This window comes from Brevibacterium picturae, from assembly GCF_030453725.1.
GTDB lineage: Bacteria > Actinomycetota > Actinomycetes > Actinomycetales > Brevibacteriaceae > Brevibacterium > Brevibacterium sandarakinum_A.
Genome location: NZ_JAKDJU010000093.1, coordinates 1 through 11,874, shown reverse-complemented (window position 1 = coordinate 11,874; position 11,874 = coordinate 1). Strand labels below are relative to the sequence as shown.

12 protein-coding genes are annotated in these 11,874 nt (G+C 64.4%); all 12 read left to right on the top strand.

Annotation, left to right across the window (positions count from 1 at the left end; translation table 11 throughout):
- Nucleotides 1-709: glycosyltransferase (locus tag L0G76_RS10245; protein ID WP_369696178.1), on the top strand; the 709-nt coding region annotated here is incomplete at its 5' end.
- 8 nt (nt 710-717) lie between these two features.
- Nucleotides 718-2,400 (top strand): CTP synthase, encoded by a 1,683-nt coding sequence (gene pyrG / locus L0G76_RS10240; RefSeq protein ID WP_487247003.1) that lies wholly within the window; start codon nt 718-720, stop codon nt 2,398-2,400.
- An 11-nt stretch (nt 2,401-2,411) separates the two neighbouring features.
- Nucleotides 2,412-3,113 (top strand): NUDIX domain-containing protein, encoded by a 702-nt coding sequence (locus tag L0G76_RS10235; RefSeq protein ID WP_304357142.1) that lies wholly within the window; start codon nt 2,412-2,414, stop codon nt 3,111-3,113.
- Between the two features lie 9 nt (nt 3,114-3,122).
- On the top strand, nt 3,123-4,070 hold the full coding sequence (gene xerD / locus L0G76_RS10230) for a site-specific tyrosine recombinase XerD (RefSeq protein WP_304357141.1): 948 nt from the start codon (nt 3,123-3,125) through the stop codon (nt 4,068-4,070).
- A 39-nt stretch (nt 4,071-4,109) separates the two neighbouring features.
- Complete coding sequence (locus tag L0G76_RS10225) at nt 4,110-4,976, top strand: ParA family protein (RefSeq protein WP_304357140.1); 867 nt, start codon at nt 4,110-4,112, stop codon at nt 4,974-4,976.
- Nucleotides 4,973-5,938 carry a segregation and condensation protein A gene (locus L0G76_RS10220; protein WP_304357144.1) on the top strand — a complete coding sequence of 322 codons (966 nt, stop codon included), beginning with the start codon at nt 4,973-4,975 and terminating at the stop codon, nt 5,936-5,938. Before L0G76_RS10225 ends, L0G76_RS10220 begins: the two co-directional genes overlap by 4 nt.
- Nucleotides 5,935-6,567 carry an SMC-Scp complex subunit ScpB gene (scpB, locus tag L0G76_RS10215; protein WP_304357139.1) on the top strand — a complete coding sequence of 211 codons (633 nt, stop codon included), beginning with the start codon at nt 5,935-5,937 and terminating at the stop codon, nt 6,565-6,567. Before L0G76_RS10220 ends, scpB begins: the two co-directional genes overlap by 4 nt.
- Before the next feature lie 18 nt (nt 6,568-6,585).
- Nucleotides 6,586-7,446, top strand: a complete 861-nt coding sequence (locus L0G76_RS10210) for a pseudouridine synthase (protein ID WP_304357138.1) — start codon at nt 6,586-6,588, stop codon at nt 7,444-7,446.
- Nucleotides 7,443-8,570: a prephenate dehydrogenase gene (locus L0G76_RS10205; protein ID WP_304357137.1), complete on the top strand. Its 1,128-nt coding sequence runs from the start codon at nt 7,443-7,445 to the stop codon at nt 8,568-8,570. The genes L0G76_RS10210 and L0G76_RS10205 overlap by 4 nt, the downstream gene beginning before the upstream one ends.
- Nucleotides 8,567-9,226 (top strand): (d)CMP kinase, encoded by a 660-nt coding sequence (gene cmk, locus L0G76_RS10200; protein ID WP_304357136.1) that lies wholly within the window; start codon nt 8,567-8,569, stop codon nt 9,224-9,226. Before L0G76_RS10205 ends, cmk begins: the two co-directional genes overlap by 4 nt.
- The gene (der, locus tag L0G76_RS10195) at nt 9,223-10,734 is read left to right on the top strand and encodes a ribosome biogenesis GTPase Der (protein WP_304357135.1); all 1,512 of its coding nucleotides are present in this window, start codon (nt 9,223-9,225) and stop codon (nt 10,732-10,734) included. The genes cmk and der overlap by 4 nt, the downstream gene beginning before the upstream one ends.
- The coding region (locus tag L0G76_RS10190) for an AI-2E family transporter (protein ID WP_304357134.1) at nt 10,735-11,874 on the top strand (1,140 nt) is incomplete at its 3' end.

Below are 11,874 nucleotides of genomic sequence, written 5' to 3'. Positions count from 1 at the left end.
GGAGATCGTGGGCCGCACCGCGACCGCGATTCTGGGCACCACCGAACCGGTCGTCGACTACTTCGGGGAGAAGGTTCCCGTCGTCGAACGCGCCGAACTCGTCCACCCGGACATCGACGTCGACCTCACCGTCAGGACACCGCGTGCACAGGTGCGTCGGGAACTCGGTGTCGAAGAGGGCACGTGGATGGTCGCCAGCCCCATCGCCCTGCGCGACCATACGGCCCTGGCCACGGTCCTCGATGCTGCGGACCAGATCAACACGCAGCGGCCCGGCCGTCCCGTCGTCACGGTGCTCACCGGCACCGGCAAAGACCGGAGCACGGTCGAGTCCGCGTTCGCAGACCGCAACGTCATCGTCGCCCCGGCCGGTGACCTCGTCGATGTGGCAGCCGCCGCGGACGTCGTCATCGCCAGCGAGACCATGACCGGGCTCAGCCACGAGGACCTCATGCAGCTGTCGAAGCCGGCGGTCTTCATCGGCAACCCGAGACGCGCAGGCATCTGGGGAGCGGCGGCAAAGGCAGTCGAGGCCGACGACACGGATGCACTTCTCAGTGAGATCAATCATCTTCTCGACGACCCCGCCGGACGTGGATCGCAGGCCGTGGCCGCGAAGAAACGCGTCATCGACGTCAACAACGGGGCCGAGATCTCTGCGACTCTGCTTGATCTCTACGCCGAGGTCGCCGAATCGTCGGATTCGTGAGCCCGGCTTTGATAGGATCAAATCCCGTGGTGAATCGAACTGGCCCAGGCGGCACAAATACGGCAAAGCACATCTTCGTCACGGGAGGCGTTGCCTCTTCGTTGGGCAAGGGACTGACGGCTTCGAGCCTCGGCCACCTGCTCACTCAGCGCGGACTCTCGGTAGCAATGCAGAAGCTGGATCCCTACCTCAATGTGGATCCGGGAACCATGAATCCCTTCCAGCACGGCGAGGTCTTCGTCACCGAAGACGGTGCTGAGACCGACCTCGACATCGGCCATTACGAACGTTTCCTCGACGTCGATCTCGACGGCGCAGCCAATGTGACGACCGGGCAGGTCTACTCCTCGGTCATCGCCAAGGAGCGTCGCGGGGCCTACCTCGGCGACACCGTTCAGGTCATCCCGCACATCACCGACGAGATCAAGTCGCGGATGCGGGCCCAGGCCGAACGTCCCGTCGACGAGCGACCCGATGTCATCATCACCGAGATCGGCGGAACGGTCGGTGACATCGAATCCCAGCCCTTCCTCGAGGCCGCACGTCAGGTCCGGCACGACATCGGCCGAGACAACGTGTTCTTCATCCACGTGTCCCTCGTGCCCTACCTCGGGCCCTCCGGTGAGCTGAAGACGAAACCGACCCAGCACTCCGTGGCGGCACTGCGCTCGATCGGCATCCAGCCCGACGCGATCGTGCTGCGCTCCGACCGGGAGCTTCCGGACTCGATCCGCACGAAGATCGCCTCCTCCTGTGACGTGGAATCCGACGCCGTCGTGTCCTGCGTGGACGCACCGAGCATCTACGACATTCCCAAGGTCCTCCATGACGGTGGTCTCGACGTCTACGTGATCCGTCGGCTCAACCTGCCCTTCCGCGACGTCAACTGGACGAAGTGGGACTGGGTGCTCGAACGCGTCCACAATCCCGAGCACCATGTGCGCATCGGCATCGTCGGCAAGTACATCGATCTTCCCGACGCCTACCTGTCGGTCACCGAGGCGCTTCGGTCCGGCGGCTTCGCCAATGACGCCCGGGTCAAGGTCGAGTGGATCCAGTCCGACGACTGTGACACCGAAGCCGGCGCTCGCGAGCGTCTGTCGGGTCTCGACGCGATCTGCGTGCCCGGCGGCTTCGGCATCCGCGGCATCGACGGCAAGCTCGGAGCGCTGAAATACGCACGGACGAGCGGGATTCCGACCCTGGGTCTGTGCCTGGGCCTGCAGTGCATGGTCATCGAATACGCACGCAACGTGGCCGGCATCGACGAGGCCTCGTCGTCCGAGTTCGATCCCGACACGCAGGCCCCGGTCATCGCGACGATGGCAGAGCAGCTGTCCATCGTCGAAGGCGAGGGCGACCTGGGCGGAACCATGCGACTGGGCACCTATGAGGCGAAGCTCGATGAGGGAAGCGTCGTCGCAGGAGTCTACGATTCGACGCTCATCACCGAACGCCACCGGCACCGCTACGAGGTCAACAACACCTACCGTGACGAGCTGGCCACGGCCGGTCTGCGCTTCTCGGGCACCTCACCCAGCGGTGAGCTCGTGGAGTTCGTGGAGCTGCCGGAGTCCGAGCACCCCTACTACGTGGCGACCCAGGCTCACCCCGAGCTCAAGTCACGCCCGACCAAGCCCCACCCGCTGTTCGCAGGACTCGTGGCAGCGGCGCTGAAGGCCAAGAAGTAGGCAGGAGTCACGTGAGCGATCTGCACGACGAGGCCTATACGCCGACCATCACCGCCTCCGACGTGGTCTACCACGGGGCTGTGTGGAACATTCGGCGCGAGACCTTCGATCTGCCCGAAGCCACCGGACTGGTGCGTGACATGATGGCCCACAACGGTGCCGTGGCCATCGCCTGCGTGGATGAGCAGGAGCGGATCCTGCTCATCCAGCAGTACCGCCACCCCGTGAGAGCCAGGTTGTGGGAGGTTCCGGCCGGTCTCCTCGACGTGCCCGGAGAGTCACTCATCGATGCGGCCAAACGCGAACTGGCAGAGGAAGCCGATCTGCGCGCCGCTCGTTGGGAAGTACTGACCGACTCGTGCCTGACCCCCGGCGGCAGCAGCGAATCGATTCGGCTGTACCTGGCCAGGGACCTCGAGCTCATCGCAGACGAGGATCGTCACGAACGCAGTGAAGAGGAAGCCGGCTTCAGGTTCCGGTGGGCCAGTCTCGACGAAGCCCTCGAGGCCGTCGGCAAGGGCGAGATCACGAATTCGATCGCGCAGTTGGCGATCCTGCAGGTGGCGCGCATCCTGCGCGCCGAAGCCGCCGGCGAGCCCACCAGAACCCGCAGCGTCGATGCGCCCCGGCGGCTCATCGACGGTCGTGACGATGTCGCCGGTGCGGGCACCGCCGCTGCAGGAACCGATTCTTCAGACCGTCCTCGGGACTGAGGACTTCCCATGGCCCGGCACGGTGCCGAACTGCTTCCCGAATTGCCGCAGTCGCTGGCCCGGGCCTTCGAGACCTACCTGAACTCCCTGCGGTTCGAACGGGGGCTGTCGCGGAACTCGATCGATGCCTATGCCCGCGATCTGGCCAGGTACGGAACCTGGCTGAACGCGCAGCGGATGAGCCACCTCGGCGAGGTGACACGAACACAGGTCGAAGCATATTCACTGCATCTGCTCGATGAGAGCCTGGCGCCGCGGACCCGAGCACGAGCATTGGTTGCGGTGCGCCGGTTCCACGGGTTCGCCCTCGGGGAGGGGCTGGCGGAGACCGATCCGGCCTCCGAGGTCAGCCCGCCACAGGAAGGACTGCGTCTGCCCAAGGCCCTGTCCGTCGACGATGTCGAGGCGATGTTGGCGACGGCGGCGGGGGAGGAGCCCGCGCAGATCCGGGCGGCCGCTCTGCTGGAACTGCTCTACGCGACGGGTGCACGGATCTCCGAGGCCGTCGGTGTCGATCTCGACGATCTGGATCTCGAAACCAGCCTCGTGCGCCTCTACGGCAAAGGCGGGAAGGAACGGATCGTGCCCTTCGGCTCCCATGCGGCCACAGCACTGGGCGCCTGGGTCTCACGGACCCGGCCGAGCATGGCGGCGAAGGCCAGAGCAGCAGCACCGGCCGGTGCCCTGTTCCTCAATGCGCGGGGGACGCGCTTGTCACGCCAAACCGCGTGGCAGATCGTCAAGGATGCAGGGGAACTGGCCGGACTGGAGGCCGAGGTCTCGCCGCACACATTCCGACACTCCTTCGCGACACACCTGCTGGAAGGCGGGGCCGATATCCGTGTCGTCCAGGAACTGCTCGGACACGCGTCCGTCACCACCACGCAGATCTACACCAAGGTGTCGGAGGAAACATTGCGGGAAGTGTACGCGACCTCTCACCCCCGGGCACGGTAGGGTTGGAGCCAAGAGCAACGAAAGGTGGCCATCCGAGTGATGAATTCGCAACAGGCGTTGGATATCCCCAAGTCGACATCCACTGACCCCCAGCAGGACTTCGACGATCCAGCACCGCTGGACACTCATGGGCCCGCCCGCGTCATCGCAATGGTCAACCAGAAGGGCGGCGTCGGCAAAACGACCTCGTCGATCAACCTCGGCGCCTCTCTGGCCGCCTACGGTCGCAAAATGCTCCTCGTCGACTTCGACCCGCAGGGCGCGCTGTCGGTCGGCCTGGGCATCAACCCCTACGACCTCGAGATCAGCGTCTACAACCTGCTGATGAATTCGCGGATGGATCCCCACGAGGTCATCGTCGGCACCGATTTCGACAACATCGACATCCTCCCGGCCAACATCGACCTCTCCGCGGCCGAAGTCCAGCTCGTGGGCGAGGTGGCCCGTGAGCAGATCCTCTCCCGCGTGCTGTCCAAGGTCACCGACGAATACGACGTCATCCTCATCGACTGCCAGCCGTCCCTGGGGCTGCTGACCGTCAACGCTCTGACCGCCGCACACGGTGTCATCATTCCCCTCGAGACCGAGTTCTTCGCCCTCCGCGGTGTCGCGCTGCTGGTCGAGACCATCGAAAAGATCCAGGACCGGCTCAATCCCTCCCTCGTCGTCGACGGGATCCTGGCCACGATGTACGACTCCCGCACGCTCCACTCGAAAGAGGTCATGTCACGGGTGACAGAGGCCTTCGACGACAAGGTCTTCGACACGGTCATCAACCGCACCGTGAAGTTCCCGGATGCCTCGGTCGCGGCCGAGCCGATCACGAGCTTCGCTCCCAAACACGCGGGGTCGGAAGCCTATCGTCGCCTGGCCAGGGAGCTCATCGCCCGCGGAGGCGCGCCCTGAGCGAGACCGTCCACGAGGGGGAGCCTGGTGCTGCCTCTCAAGGGTTCCAGGTAGAGCTGGAGAACTTCTCCGGTCCCTTCGACCTGCTCCTCGGCCTGATCTCCAAACGTCGTCTCGACGTCACAGAGATCGCCCTCGCCGAGGTGACCGATGAGTTCATCGCGTACACGACGAGCCTCAGCGAACGAGTCGGCGCCAAGGCCGGATCCAGCCTCGCCGAGATCTCCCAGTTCCTGCTCGTGGCCGCGACCCTCCTCGACCTCAAGACGGCGCGACTGCTGCCGAACGAGGACGGAGAAGAAGAGCTCGACCTCGAACTGCTCGAGGCCCGCGACCTCCTGTTCGCCCGGCTGCTGCAATACCGGGCCTATAAGTCCGTGAGCAGGTTCTTCGCCGAAGCCATGGCCGCAGGCTCGGTCAGGGCCCCACGCAGCGTCGGACTCGAACCCGAGTTCCAGGACGTGCTGCCGCCGCTTGAGATCCACATCGGCCCCGGTGAGCTGGCGGGACTCTACGCAACCGTGCTCCAACGCGACCACACGCCCCCGAGCGTCGCCGTCGACCACATCCACCTGCCGCTGGTCAGCGTCTCCGAACAGCGCGGACACATCCTCGGCCTGCTGCGGGCAGGGGACCTCGACTTCCAGAGACTCCTCGACAGTGCCGACAACACGCTCGTCGTCGTCGCCCGATTCCTGGCGCTGCTCGAACTGTTCAAGGTCGGCCTCTGCGATTTCACGCAGGAGGAGCCTCTCGGACCGCTGCTGATCTCTCGCACAGAATCCACCGACGGCGTCGACCTGCGCACCGAGGGGGAGTGGAGCGCCGGAGACGAGTGGGACGGCGATGCCGCAGAGGAAGACGGCGGTGCCGAACCAGTCAACGACGAGGCCGCACTTGCGGCACCCCACGACGAGGCCGCCCTTGCGGCACCCCACGACGACGAAGAGGGAACTGCATGATCGACGATGAGATTCTGGCCGGGATCGAAGCGGTCCTCATGATCAGCGACTCCGCGGTTTCGGCCAATGAGCTGGCCACTGCCCTCGGCCTCGACGAGGACACCGTCACAGACGCCATCGCCGATCTCAAGGCCGACTACGACGGCCGGGACGGCAACCGACAGCGCGGGTTCGAACTCCGTCTGGTCGCCGGAGGCTTCCGCATCTTCTCCCGCGGGGACTATCACGAGATCGTCAAGGGCTTCCTGACCTCGGGACAGAGCGCGAAACTCTCCCAGGCCGCACTCGAGACCCTCGCCGTCATCGCCTACCGTCAGCCGATCTCGCGGCCGCGCATCGCCGCCATCCGCGGGGTCAGCGTCGACGGCGTCATCCGTACCCTGCTCCTGCGCGGGCTCATCGTCGAAGCGGGCAAGGAAGCGACCACCTCGGCGCTGCTCTACACCACCACCCACCAGTTCCTCGACGCCCTGGGTATGAACAGCATCGACGACCTGCCGGAGATCGCCCCGTACCTTCCGGAGGACTCCGACGTCGCCGAATTGGGCACCGACGATTCCGAGGTTCTGGCCACGGTCGACGACGAGATGGCCGATCTCGACGACGAGATGTCACGAGTTGACGATTGATTTGAGAGAATGGAGATTATGAGTCCATACCGTGATCCCCGAGCGCCAGGCGGGCGCAACAATCGTCCGACCCGAAAACAGCGATCGAGCACCTCTTCGAAGGGGGCCCAGCGTTCGCAGTCAGGCACGGGCGAGAAGTCGGATGCCCATGTCAGCGGGGGTGTGAGACTCCAGAAGATCCTCGCCGAGGCGGGCCTGGGCTCACGTCGCGCATGCGAGCAGCTCATCCTCGACGGTCGGGTCGAAGTCGACGGTTCCCTGGTGACCGAGCTGGGCACCAGAATCGACCCCGAGACCCAGTCCGTGCACGTGGACACAATGAGAATTTCGACACAGACCGCGAAGGTCTACCTGGTGCTGAACAAGCCCGCAGGTGTCGTGTCGACGATGAGCGATCCTGACGGTCGCCCCTGCTTGGCGGACTACGTCAACAACCACGTCGAACGACTCTTCCACGTCGGACGCCTCGACACGGAGACAGAAGGACTCATCCTTCTGACCAATGACGGAGAGCTGAGCAACCGACTGGCTCACCCGCGCTACGAGATTCCGAAGACCTACCTGGCCCAGGTCAAGGGACAGCTGGCTAAGGACGTCAGCTCCCGTCTCAAGGCCGGCATCGACCTCGAGGACGGCTTCGTCAAGGTTGATGACTTCAAGCTCGTTGACTCGACCCCCGGAAAGTCCGTTGTCGAGCTGACACTCCACTCGGGCCGGAACCGCGTCGTGCGGCGACTGCTCAAGGAGGTCGGCAACCCGGTCGAGCGTCTGGTGCGGATCAAGTTCGGTCCGATCACCTTAGACGAACAGAAGCAGGGCAAGATCCGCCCACTGCGGTCGGACGAGATCGGCGAGCTCTTCGAGGCCGTCGGGTTGTGAGAATCCACATCATCGGCACGGGTCTGCTGGGTGCAAGCCTGGGGCTGGCGCTGAGCGCACAGAAGTACCAGGTCAGCCTCGAGGACACCTCACCGACCGCACAGCAGCTGGCGGCCGATCTGGGGGCAGGGCAGGTCCTGAACACCACCTCGGCGGCCGATGCTCGCGGTGCTGGCTCAATCGACAGTGACCCGCAGATCGTCGTCGTCGCCACTCCGCCGGATGTTGCCGCCCAGACGATTGCGGCGGCCTTGTCGCACTACCCGAACGCCACGGTCACGGATGTCGCAAGCGTGAAGACCCGACTGCTCGAGACGGTGCGCGAACTCGTCGAGCCGGCCGAGCTCGACCGTTACATCGGGTGCCACCCGATGGCGGGACGAGAGAAGTCGGGAGCGATCGCTGCACGTTCGGATCTGTTCACGGCCCGACCCTGGGTGATCTGCTCGGACGAGGACACACCGTCGGACCGCCTCGGCGAGGTCGTGGCAATGGCGGAGGCCACCGGTGCCTCGGTCATCCACCTCGATCCGCGCATCCACGACGCCGCGGTCGCGAAGGTCTCCCACGTGCCGCAGGTCATCGCCTCGCTGGTCGCCTCTCAGCTGCGCCACGCGCCGCTGGACGAGGTCGCACTGGCCGGTCAGGGGCTGCGAGACGTCACCCGGATCGCGGCCTCGGATCCTCGTCTGTGGACGCAGATCCTGGCCGGCAACTCCGATGAGGTCCGCTCCGTCCTGATGGATCTGCGCACCGAACTCGACGAGGTCATCACAGCCTTGGAGTTGGGGCCGGGCTCGACCGGTGCTCTGGCGAAGGCCATCGCCCTGGGCAATGAGGGGCACGATCGGATCCCGGGCAAGCACGGACAGGCTCCGACCAAATATGCTGTAGTGACGATCCTGGTTCCCGATACCCCGGGAACACTGGCCACACTGTTCAAGGACATCGGTGACTTGAACATCAACGTCGAGGACTTCCGGATGGACCACGCACCGGGTCAGAAGCTTGGAATCGTCGATGTCTCGGTGGTGCCGGCCACCCAGCAGGAACTTGAAACCGGATTGTTGTCGAAGGGATGGCAGATCCCTGAATCGGCCATCGAGAAAGAGGGAATTGCATGAGCGTCGTCGCCATTGACGGACCAAGCGGGGTCGGCAAGTCGAGCACCGCGAAGGAAACGGCCCGCCGATTGGGCTACCGCTACCTCGACACGGGCGCCATGTACCGTGCGATGGCCTGGCTGTGCCTGAACCGGGGCGTGAGCGACCCGGTCGACGTCCTCGAACAGGTACGCGGGGTCGACCTGGAGATCTCGACTGACCCGGACGAGTTCTTCGTCTCCGTCGACGGCATGGATGTCAGCGACGAGATCCGTGAGCCCGAGGTGTCCGAGAACGTGCAGACCGTGTCTGCCGTCGCCGACGCCCGCGAGGAGCTCATCGACATGCAGCGGACCATCATCGCCGCCGCTCCTGGGGGAATCGTCGTCGAGGGCCGTGACATCACGACCGTCGTCGCCACCGATGCCGAGGTTCGCATCCTCATGACCGCCCGTGACGAGGTCCGCGTGGCCCGCCGGGCCAAGGAGCTCCACGGCAACGCCGAGGCCGAGGCAATCGCGGCCACCCAATCCCAGGTCACCGGCCGTGACGCCAAGGACTCGGCGACGACGAGCTTCCTGGAAGCCTCAGACGGCGTCTACACACTCGATACCAGTGACATCGATTTCGACCAGGTGGTCGAGACGGTGCTGAAGCTGGTGAAGGACTCACAATGACTGAATCAGAATTCCACGAGAACCCGGATGAACAACTGGCCGAACGTCTCGAGAGCATCAGCGACGAAGAGGCCGAGCAGAGGGCGACAGCGCTCGAAGCCGGACTCGCAAGCTATGACCTCGAGGACGAAGACCGAGCGCTGCTCGACGCCTACGGCTTCGAATACGAGGCCGAGGAAGCCCGCGGCGCCGATCCCGTCCTGGCCGTCATCGGTCGGCCCAACGTGGGTAAGTCGACCCTCGTCAACAGGATTCTCGGTCGGCGCGAAGCCGTGGTCGAAGACGTCCCCGGAGTCACCCGTGACCGGGTGAGCTACCGGGCGGAATGGAACACGAAGGAATTCACCCTCGTCGATACCGGCGGATGGGACTCGGACTCCAAGGGCATGGCCTCACGCATCGCGATCCAATCCGAAGTCGCCGTGGACATGGCCGATGCAGTGGTCTTCGTCGTGGATGCGACGACAGGGCCGACCTCGACCGATGAGATGGTCGTGAAGATGCTGCGTAAGAAGAAGAAACCGGTCATCCTCGCCGCGAACAAGGTCGATGACGAACGCGGCGAACTCATGGCCGCCGAACTCTGGGGCCTGGGGCTGGGACAGCCCTGGACGGTGTCGGCTCTGCACGGTCGTGGGGTCGCTGACCTCCTCGACGAGGTGCTGAATATCCTGCCCGAGGTCTCCGCCGTCGAAACCCGGATCGAAGAGGGCGGGCCACGGCGCGTGGCCTTGGTGGGCCGACCCAATGTCGGCAAATCATCGCTGCTCAACCAGCTGATCGGCTCCGACCGCGTGCTCGTCGACAATGTCGCCGGCACCACCCGCGACCCGGTCGACGAACTCATCGACCTCGGCGACAAGCAGTGGAGATTCGTCGACACCGCCGGTATCCGCCGGCGTGCTCATCAGGCCAGCGGTGCCGATTTCTATGCGGCGCTGCGCACACAGACGGCATTGGAGCGCGCCGAGGTGGCCATTGTCCTCCTCGAAGTCCAGGAACCTTTGAGTGAGCAGGATGTCCGCATCGTCACGACTGCCGCCGAGGCCGGTCGTGCCGTGGTGTTGGCGTTCAACAAATGGGATCTGCTCGACGACGAACGTCGCTTCTACCTCGAACGTGAGATCGACCGGGACCTGGCCCACGTGTCCTGGGCACCGCGAGTGAATATCTCCGCAAAGACGGGTCGCCATGCCGACAAGCTGGTCCCGGCGATGGAGACGGCTCTGGACGGCTGGGACACTCGTATCCCGACCGGTCGACTCAATGCCTTCCTCGGGGAGCTGGTTGCGGCGAACCCGCACCCTGTGCGGGGCGGCAAGCAGCCGCGGATCCTGTTCGGCACCCAGGCACAGAATCGTCCACCGAAGTTCGTGCTCTTCACTTCCGGATTCCTCGATCCGGGGTATCGTCGTTTCATCATCAGACGTCTGCGCGAGACGTTCGGGTTCAAGGGAACCCCCATCGAGGTGTCGATGCGGATCAGGGAGAAACGGCGAGGACGCTGAGTGAGCGATGACGGTCAGATCCACGAACAGCCGCAGGAGCTGACTCGGGAGCAGCGGCCCTGGCACGCGAGCAAGCCTGCCAGGGTGCTCGTCGTCGCGCTGACGCTTGCGGGGCTGGCCTACGCTCTGATGTTCTTCAAAGGGCTTCAGGACATCGTCGCTCCAGTGTTTCTGGCGCTCAACTTCTATATCGTCGTCTATCCGGTGCAGAGGTATCTGACCAGTCTGAAGATTCCACGCGCAGTCGGCGCGTGTGTCTCGGTGATCCTCGTGCTGGTGATGATCTTCGGCTTCTTCGGGCTGACAGCATGGTCTGTCGCCGAACTGGTGATCCTCATCCCCAGCTACGGTGATCAATTGGTGACGACTTACCAGAATGCCTTGGCGTTCCTGTCCGACATCGGTGTCACCGACTCGGTGATCCAGCAGCAGTTCCAGCAGTTCGACGTCAGATCCATCATCGACGCGATCTACCCGCTGCTGACCAATGTTTCGATGGTCGCCGGCCTGCTCACCACTGTGGTGATGGCCGTGTTCTTCGTCGCGATGGACTCCATGGGCATCGACAGGCGGATGCTGATGCTCCTTGACGTCAAGCCCTCGCTGTCGGCTGCGATCGGCGGTTTCGCCGGCGGGGTCCGACGCTATTGGATTGTGGCGACGATATTCGGTCTCATCGTCGCTTTCCTCGATGTCATCGCCTTGGCGATCATCGATGTGCCGCTGATCTGGGTGTGGGGTGTGCTCGCCTTCCTGACGAACTATATTCCGAACATCGGATTCGTCATCGGCCTCATCCCTCCTGCACTGCTTGCGCTCGTCGACAGCGGCTGGCAGGCGGGGCTGTGGGTTGTCGTTGCCTACAGTGTGCTCAACTTCGTCATCCAGTCGATCATCCAGCCGAAGTTCACAGGAGAATCGGTCGGGGTCACACCATTGGTGTCGTTCCTGTCGCTGCTGTTCTGGGTGTGGATCCTCGGATGGCTCGGTGCGCTCCTTGCGCTGCCTGCGACACTGCTGTTGAAGGCGATGCTCGTCGACGCGGACCCGAAGGCGAAATGGGTGAACATACTTCTCGCCTCGGATCCGGAAACCGCGCATACTTCGGCCACCGAGCCAAGAACATCTCCAGCGACGTCG